This is a genomic window from Shewanella schlegeliana (assembly GCF_016765635.1).
In the GTDB taxonomy this organism is placed as follows: Bacteria; Pseudomonadota; Gammaproteobacteria; order Enterobacterales; family Shewanellaceae; genus Shewanella; species Shewanella schlegeliana.
Map to the genome: position 1 here is coordinate 67,435 of NZ_JAESVD010000007.1, position 14,471 is coordinate 81,905.

Consider the following 14,471-nt stretch of genomic DNA (forward strand, 5'->3'; position numbering starts at 1 on the left):
CTGTTGTTACTTACTCAGATCTTTAGCTTGGATTCGGCCAGCAACGATTGACGCTTTAGCGCGGATCTTCGCTTCTAGTGAATCGACGATGTTGGTATTATCAAAACGCTCTTTTTGGCGCACACCATCATCATAATAACCACTCATGCGGTTACCACCAGTCAAGCCGATATCTGATACTAGCGCTTCGCCTGGACCATTTACCACACAGCCAATAATCGATACATCCATTGGGGTGACGATGTCTTCGAGACGTTGCTCTAGCTCATTAACCGTTGAAATTACATCAAACTCTTGACGCGAGCATGACGGGCAAGCAATAAAGTTAATACCGCGGGAACGAATACGTAGCGATTTTAGGATATCGAAACCCACTTTAATCTCTTCGACTGGATCGGCCGCCAGTGAAATACGTAAGGTGTCACCAATACCATCAGCAAGCAACATGCCTAAACCTACGGCTGACTTCACCGAACCCGCACGGGCGCCACCCGCCTCAGTAATGCCAAGATGAAGCGGCTGTACTATCTGCTTAGCCAATAAACGGTATGACTCAACAGCCAAGAATACGTCTGAGGCTTTCACGCTGACTTTGAACTGATCGAAGTTTAAACGATCTAGGATGTCCACATGACGCATCGCCGACTCTAGCAGAGCTTCAGGTGTTGGCTCTTTATACTTGTCCATTAGATCTTTCTCTAATGAACCGCCATTAACACCTATTCGAATTGGGATATTTTTATCGCGTGCGCATTCAACCACGCTACGGATACGCTCTTCGTTACCAATATTACCTGGATTGATACGCAGACAGTCGACGCCGTACTCAGCCACTTTAAGGGCGATACGGTAGTCAAAGTGAATGTCAGCGACTAAAGGCACACGAGTCTGCTGCTTAATCAGTTTAAATGCCTCTGCAGCATCCATGGTAGGCACTGAAACACGTACTATATCGGCACCCACTTTCTCTAACGCCTTAATTTGCGCAACGGTCGCTTCAACATCTGTTGTACGAGTATTGGTCATCGACTGAACCGCAATTGGGGCGCCGTCACCAATAGGGACATCACCAACATAAATTCGGCTAGATTTGCGTCTAATAATAGGAGATTCGTTATACATCGTCTTTGTGCTCTGTGATCCGTTATTGTGCTGCGCGTGGCAATGTCATTTTTGCCACCTTACCGTGTGGGTATTGCTCTAGGCTAATGGGCGTACCGTTTAGCGCTATGGTAACAACTTGTGGAGCGCCTAAGGTCACTGCAAAGGGCTCGGTTCCACTCAAGTTAATTTCGCTACCCGCTTTTTTAAGGTCGCTGACTAAGGTCTTGCCTGTCGCATCGGTGACCTTAATCCAACAGTCTCCACTTAGGCTTAACTTCAGCGTCGAGCCAGTGATAGCGTCTGTCGTTGTTGATTCAGATTGAACGCTTTGCGCTACAGGTACAGCCTCTGAAGACTCAGCTGCTTGTTGAGGGTTCGCGTCAGGGGCTTGCGGTGTTTCAACTGTTGACTCTAAAATCGGCTCAGTGACCAAACTTAGATCTTCTAGCAACAATGGCTCCGTACTCGAATCGGAAGTTTCAGCCGAGGCGGCTACCTCTTCCGCAGTCGGTTGTGAGTAATCTACCGCAGTGTTCAGCGATGACTTTTGGAACCACCACCAGACCATGAGTCCTAACAGTACGAATACTATCAGATAGGTCAGTGCCATCAAGCGGCCATCACGAGCCTGATGAGTAGTCTTGCGAGAAAAGCTCTGCATCGACGGTTTGTCGTCATTTGCTAGCTGCTTATCTAAACATTCTTGTACAGTAAATGGGTCAGCCTGCACCGCACGGGCGTAGTTTTTCACATAGCCGCGCACGTAGGTTGCAGCGCCAACTTCGGTTAAATTATCGGCCTCAATCTCTTGAACAATAGTAGGGCGCAAATGCAGTTGTGATGCTATCGCCTCTACCGACAGCCCTTTGCTTTCGCGGGCTGTTTTTAGCAAAACGCCCAGTGTGAGCGTAGGCTCATCCACTAGGCTTTCGTTGTCTAAGTTGGGCTCTTGATTATGTTCATTTTTCATTAATGCATGCTAGCCCGATATTCTTTGGCTTGAACAGACTGCGGAAACTTTGCCAGCAGTAAGATGCCGAACCGTTTTACCGCTTCATCGTCTTTCAAACCTTGCTCAATTTTAATCCCGAGTGCCAAACTGCCGGCAGATTCTGCCGCGACTCTATGAAAGCGAGAAAGCTGCTCTCTCGCTTCGATGAATCGACCCTGCTCATAATCGATCTCTGTTAGCTCGATAAGAGAGGTGCGCCTCCTAGGATCGTACTTTAGCGCCATCGCAAAATATTTTTGCGCTTTACTGACTTGCCCTGCTTTTCGACTACAAATTCCGAGGTTTTCATAAGTCGATGCCGAGCGGGTATATAGAGGTTGGTCAACGGCTTTTAAAAACATCTTCTCTGATTCAGCATATTTACCCTGCTGACACAGAAAAGCACCAAAGTTGTTATAAGAATCGCCCGTTGCATCACTGGCTCTAGTCGCCTCTCTATATGCTCGTTCTGTTTTTTCTAGCTCACCCACCGACTGGTAGTAATAGGCAAAGGCGATGTGAACTTCTTCCAAATTGGGGGCAAAAGCCAAGGCGCGATCGAGATTGGCTTTTGCTTGCTCACTATTGCCCTTTTGTAGATAGGTTAGCCCCAGTTGCACACGCTGGCGTGCGGCGGCCACTTTATCGATTTTTCGTTCAGAGACAGGCGTATCCGTACCCGCATAAGTATCTTGGGTAACACAGCCAGTAGTCATCATTGATGACAAGATTAACACCAGCGGCAGCACCACCTTTCTCTGATTCATTCTTAAGTCCATCTACCAGTAGATACAAAGAGTTAGTTTATTGTGACTGAAATCTGACTCTGTTGCATTTGTTTTTTCGCTAAACGCTTGGTTCTGTCGCGAATATCACCAGCTAGCTGACCACAAGCCGCGTCAATATCATCGCCACGAGTCTTACGTACGATAACGGTAAGACCATATTCCATCAATACTTTCGAGAACCTGTCGATACGAGAGTTAGATGAACGCCCGTAAGGAGACCCAGGATACGGGTTAAACGGAATAAGGTTAACCTTGCACGGTGTGTCTTTCATCAATTTAGCTAACTCATGAGCTTGGTCCGTGCTGTCATTAATATGATCCAGCATGACGTACTCAAGTGTTACTCGGCCACGGTTAGCATTTGACTTAGCAATATAGCGACGAATTCCAGCTAGAAACTCTTCTAGTGGATACTTTTTATTAATAGGTACCAGTACATCACGTAGCTCATCGTTTGGCGCATGAATACTCACCGCTAGCGCTACATCTAACGCATCACCCAGCTTGTCTAAAGCGGGAACCACGCCCGAAGTCGATACGGTTACACGGCGCTTTGATAGGCTGAAACCGAAATCATCTAGCATGATATCCATTGCAGGAATGACGTTCTTAAGGTTTAGTAGTGGTTCACCCATGCCCATCATCACGACGTTAGTGATAGGACGCTCACCGGTATCTTTTACGAAACCGATAAAATCGGCGACACGCCAAATTTGGCCAACTATTTCGGCAACGGTAAGGTTACGGTTAAATCCTTGCTGCGCGGTTGAGCAGAAAGTACATTCAAGAGCACAACCGACTTGAGACGATACACACAAGGTCGCGCGATCATCTTCAGGGATGTAAACTGTTTCAACTTCTTGGCCGTCACCCACGTTGATAGCAAACTTGATAGTCCCATCAGCTGACTTTTGGTAGCTTGAAATTTCAGGTGCGACAATTTCACATTTTGCTGCAAGTTTTGCACGCAATGCTTTGTTAATGTTCGTCATTTCTTCGAAGTCACTAACGCCAAAATGATAAATCCATTTCATCAATTGATCGGCACGGAATGGCTTCTCACCCATTTCGGTAAATAGCGCTCTTAATGCCTTACGATCAAGATCCAATAAATTGATCTTCTTTTCACTCATTTAGTCTAACCTCAAAAAACCTAAAACCTGCTTGCGGGCGGCGAATTATACAGATCTTACCAAATATTAGCCAGCAGGCTATCACCAAAGTTAAAAACCTGTGCTAGAATCCGCCCAGACTACTTTTGGTCTGCCATTTGGAGGTGTAATTTCACCTTTATGATAACCCTTATCATTATAATATTAGTCGCGATTACAGTCTCTTTTCTTTGTAGTGTGTTTGAAGCCGTTTTGCTATCTGTCACACCGAGCTACATAGCCTCATTATCTAAAACCAATCCTGGTGCAGCTAATCGGTTACGTAAACAGAAAGAGAACGTTGAATCTCCACTCGTGTCGATCCTTACACTGAACACTATCGCACACACCGTTGGTGCTGCTGTTGCTGGTGCGCAAGCAGCTAAGGTATTTGGCGATGAGATGTTAGGCGTATTTTCTGGTGTTCTTACCTTCTTAATTCTCTTCTTCTCAGAGATCATTCCTAAAACCTTAGGTGCAAACTACTGGCGCTCACTCGCTCCAACGGTTTCTATCGCATTGGTTTGGATGGAGCGTAGTACCTTACCGCTTATATGGATGTCTAATCAGGTTACTAAGCTGATGGGCAAAGGCGATGAAGGTCAATACATCCGTCAAGAGATGAGTGCTATGGCCGAGATAGGTCGTGCATCAGGTGAACTGGATGAGCAGGAGTCGAAGATTTTGACTCAAATGCTGTCGGTAAAAGAGATGCCTGTAACGGCTATCATGACGCCAAGAACGGTAATGTTTAGATTACCGACTGACTTGACGCAAGATGAGTTTGCGCAGCGATTCATGGCAAAGCCATTTACCCGAATTCCTGTCTATGACCAAGAGCCAGATAATATTATTGGTTACGTCAATAGAAACGATATTTTGCTTGCTGAGCGCTCGACACCAAAAGAATCGATCGCAGTGCTAAAAAGAAGTTTATTGGTGATCCCCGAGACCGCCAAAATCCTGCCTCTTTTTGAGCTCATGATTAAGCGAAATACCAAGATTGCAATGGTCGTTGATGAGTATGGTTCTAACGAAGGTATTGTTACCTTAGAAGATATCGTTGAATCACTACTAGGCCTTGAAATTGTTGATTCGAATGACCCTGTAGCCGATATGCAGCAATTTGCTCGTAAGTTGTGGAGTCGTCGAATGAAAGATAAAGGTATCGTGTTATCTGATGATGGCGATTTCGAAAAAGAAAAGAGCTAAAAATCAGAACAGAATTAAAAAGGGAGCTTAGCTCCCTTTTTTAATGCCTCACGTTAACGGATATGGCCTATCGGCTTCAGCACCGCCCTCCTCTAAAGAGTTAACTCCCATAGCGTTAGATTAAAACTTGTTAACCCAAGCCTAAGATACAAAGTCGGCGTATTAATAATCGTCCCCCTCATGCTATACTCCTTGTTTGGTCCAGAGGAATAAGATGACAACGCAACAAGCTAAATTAGAGCAGTACAAGTTAAAACTTGCCCACATCAATGACACTCACTCTCACTTCGATGCTAGCCGTATTCAATTTACGATTGATGCCCTGCAAAAAGAGCTGACTCTTTATAGCCACAGTGGTGGTTATGCCCGTATCGCCTATCAGCTCAAGCAGGCAAGAGCTGCCGCCAAAGACAATCAACAGAGCTTTCTATTTCTGCATGGTGGTGACAGTTTCCAAGGCACCCTTTATTTCAATGAATTTAAAGGTAAAGCCAACTCAGATCTGTTAAATATGCTCGAGCCCGATGCCATGGTACTCGGCAACCACGAGATTGATGCAGGTAGTGAACCAGTTGTCGACTTTCTTAACGATATTCGCTTTCCACTAATGGCGGGCAATATGGACTTGAGCCAAGAGTGCCAAAAGAAGAAGGTACGCCTGAGTGGTCATCCTAATCTGCTCGACTTCGATCCGAATTCTCAAACGGCCAAAGTGTTATTAAAGCCACTACAAGATAAGCAAGTGGCGATTATCGGCATCACCTTAGATCAGATGAAAGAGATAGCCAGCCCCGATGAAGACACCCACTTTGTCAGTGCAATCGAAACCACTCGCCGAACCGTCGCTCAGCTTAAGACTCAGGGTATTGACCACATTATCGTGCTAAGCCATCTTGGGCTGGATCAAGATAAGGTGCTAGCCGCAAAAGTCGACGGGATCAGTCTCATTGTTGGTGGTCACTCACATACGCTGCAGGGCGACTTTAGCGAGCTTGGCTTATCGAATATGCCCTATGGTGAGCGCGTTAACGATACAGCCATTGTGCACGCAGGAAAGTATGCCGAGACCTTAGGCATCGCCGACATCATCTTCGACGGCAAAGGCAAGATATTAGAGCTGACAGGCGGTAATTACTTCATGTTAGATCAGCAGTTTATTCTGCAGGCATCTGACGATGTAAGCCCTCAAGATTACCAAGACGTACGCTTAACGCTCGAATCTCATCCACTTATTCTGTGGGATGGTGAGGACAGCCGCGTTATGAACCAAATTCTACAAAAATATCGTCCTAGCCTAGATGAGCTAAAAAACAAGATATTGGGGTTTGTACCAAGAAGCTTAGTGCATACCAGACTCCCCAGCAAAGCTCTGCCTCACGGCAGTGAAATCGCACCTTGGGTGAGCCGCAGTATGTATCAAGAGACCCTAGAATTAGGCATAGAAGTCGACTTCGCTCTACATAACGCTGGCGGGGTGCGCCAATCATTAGATAAAGGCGAGCTTAGTTTAGCCGAGGTGATAGGCCGTATTCTGCCGTTTGATATTCCACTGGTGAGCTATGAGATCCAGGGGCAGTATCTATTTCAGATACTTGAATCTGCGATAAATGCCGCAACCAATAATAGTGTCATCGGCACAGGCGCAGGCAGCTTTCCCTACACCTATGGCTTAAAATACTTCTATGATGGTCGGCAAGCTGTTGGGCAACGTATCATTAAGCTTGAAGTATTACGTGAGGTTGCAGGAAAGCAATTGTGGCAAAGCGTCGATGCAGCCGCTTACTACACCGGGGTGTCATCGTCCTACACGGCCTCAGGTAAAGAGGGTTACTTTCCTATCTTACAAGCTAACTGGCAGCGAGATGTTAAGGGGTTAACTCTCCCAGGCGCCTTTACCCGCTTTATCAGCAAGGCGCAAACCTTAGATGAAGTGCTAGAGCCTCAGGTTCACTACACTAGCCATAATCAGCTGTGATAGGTAATAGCCATCTTTTATCGATTAAAAGGACAATTTGAATCTAACTTTTTGCCCTTATATCAACTCTTTGAACATGCTGAAGTTAACTAATTTCTGTCCATCACGCGGATGACTATTCTTACGCTTAACTTGAAACTCAAACTTCTCAAAAAAAGGCTTAGCTAAGTATGATGCTTCAACGGTGAGGCTGGTAAGCCTTAGCGCCCTAGCGTGCTTCTCTAGTGTGCGGTATAGCTCACTTGCTACCCCAATCCCTATATAATCTGGGAGGGTAAACAAACAGTCCACTTCCGCTATTTGCCGGCCCCTTTTTTTCAAGTCGCCAGCGATTAAGTCATCTGTTATCAAATCATCTGATTTCAAATTGATAAAGCCTACGACGCACAAATCGCATTCGGCAACCCAAGTCTTAGTTCCCGACAAGCGGGTTAACCAATACTCGTTGCTTCGAAGGTTTGGCGACCACACGGCTCTTTCGGCCTCACTGTAGTGGGAGCTTGCACCTTGATTGATACTAAGGTGGAACACTTTAGCGACTTGCTCAACATCGCCGCAGGTAAAGGGGCGTACAATAAAACACTTTCTTTCCATAGATAAAACCCTTTATACAGGTGCTAATGTCTTACTCATGTAATACCCCATGATCACCACGCCACGCTTCTCTTGATAACTTCGATGGTGAAGCTTAAATCCCATAGACTCGAACAACGGCTTAGACAGTTTAGAGGCATCGACAAAAAGCTCTGGCACAGCCATGCTAACCGCCCATTGTGCTAATGACTCATATAGACGTTTAGCCACTCCTTGTCGCTGATACTCTGGGTGAACATACAGGCTGTCGATATAGCCACGGCTATTGAAGTGAGTCTCTAGGTTGATAAAGCCACAGCAAAATGGTCGTCCAGATACTAAGCGTTGCTCATCAACCATTAACCATGTTTGAGATCGAGATAGGCGTTTATGCCAGTGATACCGCGATCGCGGTGCAAAAGACCAAGCTGACTTCTCTTGCTGTGTATAAACGTCATCGTTTATCTGATTGATGGCCATATGTGCCAATACAGAGACGTCGGCGGCATAACATTTTTGGTAAGGGATGATTTTTAACATGGGCAAAAAAGATTTAAATGACCATTGTGAGGCAGTTTGACGCAAAAGAAAATGGCGTAGACTCAGTCTACGCCATTTAATGTATATTCTTTCAAGCCAAGCTTATCAGCTTAGGGCATCAAAGTGATACTTACTTCTTATCGATGCGACCAACAAACAGTAACTCATCAAAAGTACGGTTTAGGGTTTTACTGCTAAAGTCGCTCATCCACATCTGCTCTTGAACAACAACCGTATCGCCTTTCTTCACTTCAATCTGTGGACCTGCAGCCCAAAATGTCTTGTCAGCTTCTTTGATCTGAACGTAGGTATAACCGCCGCCATTCATGGTATCCATGACAGTACCTTCATGCATAACACCTTGTGCCCATGCGCTTGAGATACCGAGTGCTAGAGTTGCTGCTGCAGCCAATTTCACTAATTTAGCTATCATCGGAAATTTCCTTTATATAAGTTATCAATTCATCAGTATTAAAGCATGCAATAGATTATAAATCTCTAATTAGTCACAACTATATTGTGTTAAAACTCAACTATTAGATCCAACTCTCATAACCAAATATTTTAGTCCCTATCACGGAACTTTATTAATTGCTGCCGATTTATCACGCAAATAGTTCAAAAAACTTTAAGAACGTTTAGCCTCATCTAATATAGGCTGTAGCATCCCTTCTAAGCCGTTGAGCTTTACCTCATACATTAAGGCTAACTGCTGACCTAATTTTCCCTCAGGAAAACCTTTTGAGTGGAACCATACCAGATATGGCTCTGGCAGTTCGAGCAAGCGCCTTCCCGCATATTTTCCGAAAGGCATCTTCTGAGTAATGGCTTCGAGTAAAAGCTTTTCATCCATCGCAAGTGAGTCTCTGTGTTCAATCATCGGAACGATTCTATTATCAAATAGTATTCTATCAAACCTCGACAAAAAAACAGCTTTATCGATACCGATAAAAATGAGTAATTTTTCGACCGCTTTTATACAAAAACAAATATATTATTTAGATATAAAAACGCATAAATCTATTACTTATAAAAAAATGGGTGACTCGACACCGCCCAGTTAGCGCTATAAATACTCCTATTAGCCCGCAAGTGTTAGTGGCCTACTTCCGCAAAAAACAGCTAAACAACTAATTAACTTAACAAATAGCCACAAATAGCAACACATCACGACTGACGCCAAAAAACCATCAAAAATAGCAGCAGCGTCAAAAAACAATCACAGGTCAATTAAAATAAATACGTCAAAAATCATACTGTTGACGAAACCAACTACACAACCTAGATTAATCTGACAAGTGATAGATAAAGTAAGTTGAATGTCGAGATTAACAACTTCAACACATTTAACCGTACGCACACGTTCAACACCTTTCATTTAATGAAAAGCTGTAAATTAAATTCATCGCGTACAAAGAGGATATAAATATGATCATACTCGTTGGTGGCGAAAAAGGCGGTAGCGGCAAGAGCTGCCTAGCCCAGAATATCGCTGTATTTCTAGCAGCAGAATGCCGAGCCTCAGTTATTATGGTCGATTGCGATCCTCAGCGCACAACCTCAGACTGGATCCATGCGCGCAATAACAACCCGGATCTCCCCAGCATCAACTGCGTACAGCTATACGGAAAAATACGTAACGACCTTCTGAGCTTAGAACAACATTACGACTATGTAATTGTCGACTGTGGTGGTCAAGATAACCTAGCATTACGTGCCACCATGTCAGTGGCTTCACATGTATTGATGCCACTACGCCCTAAGCGCCGCGATCTCAAGACCGTTAGCCACATGGATGATATCGTCGCCACCTGTATGATGATTAATCCCAAGATGCGCGCCACCTTTGTTATTACTCAATGCCCCAGCCTACCAAATCAAGCCAATCGAATCTTCGAAGCAAAAGATGTCTGTAAAACATACGACATCAATGTATTAGATGCCATCACCTATAGCCGTAATATCTACGACGACAGTGAAGAATCTGGCCTATCGGTTCTCGAGATCGAGCCTAAGGGTAAGGCTGCAGGAGAAATACGAGGTATTGCCTGTGAAATGCTCCAAGTTACAAACGCCACCGAAGTTCGTAATCAGCTTGCAGAAAAGCAAATGAATAAGATGAGAGGTAATTATGGGTCTGGCAGATCTCAAGAAAAACTCTACGCCGTCTAGTTCAACCCATAGGCAGATCCAAACGAGTCAATTAGCACTCGAAGATCTTATCGATGATTTCATCAACGATGCGAGTCGTTATGCTATTGGACAAGAAGAGCAGGCTCCCAAACTAAGTGAGTTAGTGGATTTAGAGTGCCATTCACAAGTGGAGCTACTTACTAATTTGAGAGGCGACAAGTATAAGGTTGAGCGACTAGCAGAAAAGGTATTAACGGTTAAAAAAGGCAAACTTCCTGTGAGAAAGGCAACCTTCACCTTAACTGAATCTGCTATTGCCCACTTAGCCGAATTAGCCGATGACTGTGATGTTGCGAAGTCTAAGCTCATCCGCTTTCTAATTGAGCACCACTTTAATTTAAGCCCTGAACAAAGGAGAGCAAAAGAGAAAAGTATCATTGTTGAATGATAGCCGTAGAATAATAACCAAGGATATAAGAGTAATCTCCCTTCCCTTAGCTGGCAGTAGATAAACAGTTTTGAAGTACTGCGCTGCCAGCATTTTTTTCTAATCGCTCCATATTAATATCTCCCATCTTCTGCCTAAAAAAATACCAAAGCTTGAATTTCAACCATAAGTGCCATATATCAGAAATAACGCAAGTTAATCTTACTCAATGGCTAGGAAGTCTATGTTAGCAATCTCAGTTATTATTGTACTTAGCATCACCGCTATAGGCTGGATTGCCAGTACCTCATGGCGTGATAACCGTCGCCGTATAGCCATCACGAAACAGCCCTTCCCAAAAGAATGGCGCGACATACTAAAAAGGCGTATTCCATTCTTTCGCGTCTTACCCACCGATCTGCAGTTACAGCTCAAGAAGCATATTCAGGTTTTTATCGCAGAGAAGCGTTTTGTCGGCTGTGATGGTCTCATCATTGATGATGACATTCGCGTCACCGTTGCAGCTCAAGCCTGCCTGTTACTGCTTAATCGCCAAACTGATTTTTATCCCACGCTCAAAGAGATCCTTATCTACCCGTCGGCATTCATTGTTGAGGGGGAGCAACAAAACGGTGATGGTGTAGTATCAAACCAGCGTCGAGTACTCTCTGGAGAATCATGGCAGCATGGTCGGGTGATCCTATCTTGGCAAACCACCAAGTTTGATGCAGCCGTTCCCGATGATGGAAGCAACGTTGTGATCCATGAGTTTGCGCATCAGCTAGATCAAGAAGATGGCAAGGCCAACGGTGCACCGCCACTCAAACACCGTCAAGATTACGCTTCTTGGTCTGAAGTGTTGATGCAAGAATATCAAGTATTAGTCAGAGCCAGTCAAACTGGCGAACAGTCACTGTTCAACTACTACGGCGCCACGAATCCTGCCGAGTTTTTTGCGGTAATAAGTGAAGTGTTTTTCGAACGTCCCCATGAATTCATTACCTTGCACCCAGCCCTCTACCGAGAACTCAGTAGTTTTTATCAGCTCGACCCTGTGAACTGGCACTAAAATCGTAACCAAGATAAAATTAACTGGCTACAAATAATCAAACGGCCATGCCTCTAAAATATAAGAAGCAGAACAAGGATGCCTATGCTAACTCTTACCTATCAAAAAGCATGGGGCTTAGCCCTACTGTTATTCATCTCCTTTTCAATGGACGCATCGGCTGAGGAGACGCCAAACAGCGATAAACAACAAGCAGCTGCGGTTTTATACCAATCAGTATAAGAAGTTGATCTACTCAGAGCGGTTTTTGGCAAACTAATTCAAGGCGAATAGCTGCAAGAATGGTTATTCCCTTGTAAAGCTGTTCAACGCAGAAGTAGGCAGCCAAAAACGCTCCAGAATGGCGAGTTTTAGCGCTTCTGACGCTTTGTTAACGAGCTTAACCGTAGAACAACTATGCTCTTCACTCGTTGCCTTGCCTCATAACCGCTAAACTCTCGCTGAGCGACCAAATCTTTATACTGATTGGTATTAGATGCGTTAAACCAATACTCCTCCAGTGCAGATTGGGACAATTACTTTGCCCTATATGATGAAAAGGGGATATTTATTGGAACTGATGTAAACGAACACTGGGGAAAAACCGAATTTGAACGCTATGCTAGGCCAACTCAAGGCTGGCGTTACGACTTAATCAATAGAAAAATGACCCAACACGGTGACGTCATTTGGTTTGATGAGATCTTATTAAGCCCCTCATATGGTGTAAGCCGTGGCACAGGAACCTTAATCAAAACGGTTAAATGCTGGAAGATTGCGCAATATCATTTAAGCTTTCCAATTCCTAACGCTATCGCTAAATCCATTACTGAGCAGATCAAAGCTGCTGACAAACAGTAAATGAAATCCAATTAGCTATTCACACAAGCTATCCACATAAGCTGCTCACACAAGCTTTGTCACATTGTGATAAGTAGCGTTTATACCATTATATAGGCGCTACTTTGCCACAGCAGAGAAGCAAACATTTGCCATATTAGCCACATGGGTAAAGTTAGCGAAATCCTCCGTCATTAAACGTCGGCCAGAGCTGTCTCTATCGGCATAGATTACCCCTATCACAGTATGATCCATGATAAGTGGCGCTAGCATAAAGCCGGTTGCGCCAGTAATAGTTTTAACATTATCATCCATATAAAAGCGCCATTTGGCAGAGTGTGGGTTATCTACAAACAAGGCTTCTTTCAAGGAAATACAGTCTTGAAAAACATTCTGGCAATTCTCTAACCTTATATTAAATGAAGCCTTTACCTTTTCTGCATCATCACCGAGTACAATCCTTGGCTGCAACGACTTACGATTAGGGCTCAGTAACATCACACAACAGCGATCGACTCCAACGCCTGTCAAAATACCTTTAAGGGCAATAGAGAGTACCTGATTAAAGTCCTCCCTGTTTAGCGCACACTGCGTTAACTCGCGCAGACACTCCAGCTGACGGTTAACATTGGGGGCATATATAACGGTTTCAGTTCCCTGCTCCACAAATTTTTCGTTCAAATGCTTAGGGCTAGGTAAATACTCCAGTAATATTCGAGCGCCGTAAGCATCGGCCATGGTTTTAGTCGCTTTGTGACAACGCAGCATACGCCCCTTTAGCACATCAACTTCGATACCTAACATATCTGAGGTTTGCTTTAACCGCTTAGACAACTCAGCCATATTAGGACTATCTTGGCATAATAGTTCACTGAGCTTATTGGCGAGGAAGATACTGCGTACCTCGGGTGTGCGTTCATCGGGTAAACTGAGGGATTTTATCAATAAACAGCCTAAGCCCCAGTTACGCGCTAGTCCCACAGATAACTGCTCAAAGCTTGCTCCGAGGACATCTCGAATCGCTTTGTTCGATTCTGCCACAGTGTCACACCGGCTTAGCTTGCTATCTAAGACTAAGGTTTCCGCACAACCTGTACTCCAAAATGCACTCTCACCTAAGTGATAGAGTAAAGAGGCAATAAACACCTCCTCTTGCAGCTCCTCATCATAATCTTTAAGCAATGTTTTAGTCAGCATTGCCGCCAAAAATGCTTGTGCCATCAGCTTAAGCATTCGTTTGTAGACATTCTCAGATAGCCCCTCAGCCTCGAGTAAACTGCTGAGTAGCTTAGCGGTAATACAGATATTCTTTATGGTATCAAAACCTAAAACCACAGCCGCTCGGCTCACCGTGGTGACTTGACTGATGCCTTTACTGTAGGTGACACTATTTGCCACCCGCAAAATTCTGGAGGTCAACGCATTATCATGCATCACACTCTTACCCAGAATCGATAGCGAGGACACATCATCTTTTGCAAGCTTTTCTAACGTTTTAACTGTCGAGCAAAGAGCAGGCATCTCTTGGTCGCTGATGCGATTGGTCCAATACTCAACCCCTTTGAACTTATTGTTTTCAAAATTAGTTGCTTTCACATCTCTCCCATCAAACTACAGCGACACCATCTAGCCTCAAACTAAAGTGAACTTAGGATTTCGCTTTATTCGTGTTGCTAAAAACACTGCATT

General features: G+C 44.4%; 15 protein-coding genes and 1 pseudogene. 7 read left to right on the forward strand and 9 right to left on the reverse strand.

Annotated features, from left to right (window positions below; genetic code table 11):
- Positions 1-6 precede the first annotated feature (6 nt).
- From ispG to JMA39_RS13225, 4 genes are read right to left on the reverse strand one after another with little or no spacing between them, the layout of a single operon-like run.
- Entirely contained in the window at positions 7-1,122 is a 1,116-nt protein-coding gene (gene ispG / locus JMA39_RS13210; RefSeq protein WP_202722338.1) for a flavodoxin-dependent (E)-4-hydroxy-3-methylbut-2-enyl-diphosphate synthase, read from the reverse strand.
- A gap of 22 nt (positions 1,123-1,144) precedes the next feature.
- The gene (locus JMA39_RS13215; RefSeq protein WP_202722339.1) at positions 1,145-2,074 is read right to left on the reverse strand and encodes a RodZ domain-containing protein; all 930 of its coding nucleotides are present in this window, start codon (positions 2,072-2,074) and stop codon (positions 1,145-1,147) included.
- Positions 2,074-2,862, reverse strand: a complete 789-nt coding sequence (gene pilW, locus JMA39_RS13220) for a type IV pilus biogenesis/stability protein PilW (protein ID WP_237732825.1) — start codon at positions 2,860-2,862, stop codon at positions 2,074-2,076. Before pilW ends, JMA39_RS13215 begins: the two co-directional genes overlap by 1 nt.
- Before the next feature lie 32 nt (positions 2,863-2,894).
- Positions 2,895-4,016 (reverse strand): bifunctional tRNA (adenosine(37)-C2)-methyltransferase TrmG/ribosomal RNA large subunit methyltransferase RlmN, encoded by a 1,122-nt coding sequence (locus JMA39_RS13225; RefSeq protein WP_202722341.1) that lies wholly within the window; start codon positions 4,014-4,016, stop codon positions 2,895-2,897.
- A gap of 159 nt (positions 4,017-4,175) precedes the next feature.
- Here JMA39_RS13225 and JMA39_RS13230 point away from each other — a divergent pair, with 159 nt between their 5' ends.
- Positions 4,176-5,246: a CNNM domain-containing protein gene (locus JMA39_RS13230; RefSeq protein ID WP_202722342.1), complete on the forward strand. Its 1,071-nt coding sequence runs from the start codon at positions 4,176-4,178 to the stop codon at positions 5,244-5,246.
- Between the two features lie 214 nt (positions 5,247-5,460).
- Positions 5,461-7,221: a bifunctional metallophosphatase/5'-nucleotidase gene (locus tag JMA39_RS13235; protein ID WP_202722343.1), complete on the forward strand. Its 1,761-nt coding sequence runs from the start codon at positions 5,461-5,463 to the stop codon at positions 7,219-7,221.
- A gap of 57 nt (positions 7,222-7,278) precedes the next feature.
- Here JMA39_RS13235 and JMA39_RS13240 read toward each other — a convergent pair whose 3' ends face one another.
- From JMA39_RS13240 to JMA39_RS13255, 4 genes are all read right to left on the reverse strand, one after another.
- Positions 7,279-7,815 (reverse strand): GNAT family N-acetyltransferase, encoded by a 537-nt coding sequence (locus JMA39_RS13240; protein WP_202722344.1) that lies wholly within the window; start codon positions 7,813-7,815, stop codon positions 7,279-7,281.
- A 12-nt stretch (positions 7,816-7,827) separates the two neighbouring features.
- On the reverse strand, positions 7,828-8,334 hold the full coding sequence (locus JMA39_RS13245; RefSeq protein ID WP_202722345.1) for a GNAT family N-acetyltransferase: 507 nt from the start codon (positions 8,332-8,334) through the stop codon (positions 7,828-7,830).
- 130 nt (positions 8,335-8,464) lie between these two features.
- Positions 8,465-8,767: an NrfJ gene (locus JMA39_RS13250; RefSeq protein WP_202722346.1), complete on the reverse strand. Its 303-nt coding sequence runs from the start codon at positions 8,765-8,767 to the stop codon at positions 8,465-8,467.
- 195 nt (positions 8,768-8,962) lie between these two features.
- Positions 8,963-9,187: a DUF3820 family protein gene (locus tag JMA39_RS13255; protein WP_108944029.1), complete on the reverse strand. Its 225-nt coding sequence runs from the start codon at positions 9,185-9,187 to the stop codon at positions 8,963-8,965.
- Between the two features lie 575 nt (positions 9,188-9,762).
- Between JMA39_RS13255 and JMA39_RS13260 the strand changes: the two genes are divergently transcribed.
- From JMA39_RS13260 to JMA39_RS13280, 5 genes and pseudogenes are all read left to right on the forward strand, one after another.
- Positions 9,763-10,506 carry an AAA family ATPase gene (locus tag JMA39_RS13260; protein ID WP_202722347.1) on the forward strand — a complete coding sequence of 248 codons (744 nt, stop codon included), beginning with the start codon at positions 9,763-9,765 and terminating at the stop codon, positions 10,504-10,506.
- Positions 10,466-10,915 carry a CopG family transcriptional regulator gene (locus JMA39_RS13265; protein ID WP_202722348.1) on the forward strand — a complete coding sequence of 150 codons (450 nt, stop codon included), beginning with the start codon at positions 10,466-10,468 and terminating at the stop codon, positions 10,913-10,915. The genes JMA39_RS13260 and JMA39_RS13265 overlap by 41 nt, the downstream gene beginning before the upstream one ends.
- Positions 10,916-11,138: 223 nt before the next feature.
- Positions 11,139-11,963, forward strand: coding sequence for a M90 family metallopeptidase (locus JMA39_RS13270; RefSeq protein ID WP_202722349.1), 825 nt, complete (start codon positions 11,139-11,141; stop codon positions 11,961-11,963).
- Positions 11,964-12,047: 84 nt separating this feature from the next.
- Positions 12,048-12,185 (forward strand): hypothetical protein, encoded by a 138-nt coding sequence (locus tag JMA39_RS13275; RefSeq protein ID WP_202722350.1) that lies wholly within the window; start codon positions 12,048-12,050, stop codon positions 12,183-12,185.
- A gap of 246 nt (positions 12,186-12,431) precedes the next feature.
- A pseudogene (locus tag JMA39_RS13280) lies at positions 12,432-12,803 on the forward strand (nuclear transport factor 2 family protein); the annotation flags it as partial.
- Between the two features lie 99 nt (positions 12,804-12,902).
- Here the strand turns inward: JMA39_RS13280 and JMA39_RS13285 are convergent.
- Positions 12,903-14,378, reverse strand: coding sequence for an HDOD domain-containing protein (locus tag JMA39_RS13285; protein ID WP_202722352.1), 1,476 nt, complete (start codon positions 14,376-14,378; stop codon positions 12,903-12,905).
- Between the last annotated feature and the right edge of the window lie 93 nt (positions 14,379-14,471).

Excerpts from the sequence above, each read along its gene's own strand:
- ispG (WP_202722338.1), bottom strand. The coding sequence starts at position 1,122 with ATGTATAACGAATCTCCTATTATTAGACGCAAATCTAGCCGAATTTAT.
- JMA39_RS13215 (WP_202722339.1), bottom strand. The coding sequence starts at position 2,074 with ATGAAAAATGAACATAATCAAGAGCCCAACTTAGACAACGAAAGCCTA.
- pilW (WP_237732825.1), bottom strand. The coding sequence starts at position 2,862 with ATGAATCAGAGAAAGGTGGTGCTGCCGCTGGTGTTAATCTTGTCATCA.
- JMA39_RS13225 (WP_202722341.1), bottom strand. The coding sequence starts at position 4,016 with ATGAGTGAAAAGAAGATCAATTTATTGGATCTTGATCGTAAGGCATTA.
- JMA39_RS13230 (WP_202722342.1), top strand. The coding sequence starts at position 4,176 with ATGATAACCCTTATCATTATAATATTAGTCGCGATTACAGTCTCTTTT.
- JMA39_RS13235 (WP_202722343.1), top strand. The coding sequence starts at position 5,461 with ATGACAACGCAACAAGCTAAATTAGAGCAGTACAAGTTAAAACTTGCC.
- JMA39_RS13240 (WP_202722344.1), bottom strand. The coding sequence starts at position 7,815 with ATGGAAAGAAAGTGTTTTATTGTACGCCCCTTTACCTGCGGCGATGTT.
- JMA39_RS13245 (WP_202722345.1), bottom strand. The coding sequence starts at position 8,334 with ATGTTAAAAATCATCCCTTACCAAAAATGTTATGCCGCCGACGTCTCT.
- JMA39_RS13250 (WP_202722346.1), bottom strand. The coding sequence starts at position 8,767 with ATGATAGCTAAATTAGTGAAATTGGCTGCAGCAGCAACTCTAGCACTC.
- JMA39_RS13255 (WP_108944029.1), bottom strand. The coding sequence starts at position 9,187 with ATGGATGAAAAGCTTTTACTCGAAGCCATTACTCAGAAGATGCCTTTC.
- JMA39_RS13260 (WP_202722347.1), top strand. The coding sequence starts at position 9,763 with ATGATCATACTCGTTGGTGGCGAAAAAGGCGGTAGCGGCAAGAGCTGC.
- JMA39_RS13265 (WP_202722348.1), top strand. The coding sequence starts at position 10,466 with ATGGGTCTGGCAGATCTCAAGAAAAACTCTACGCCGTCTAGTTCAACC.
- JMA39_RS13270 (WP_202722349.1), top strand. The coding sequence starts at position 11,139 with ATGTTAGCAATCTCAGTTATTATTGTACTTAGCATCACCGCTATAGGC.
- JMA39_RS13275 (WP_202722350.1), top strand. The coding sequence starts at position 12,048 with ATGCTAACTCTTACCTATCAAAAAGCATGGGGCTTAGCCCTACTGTTA.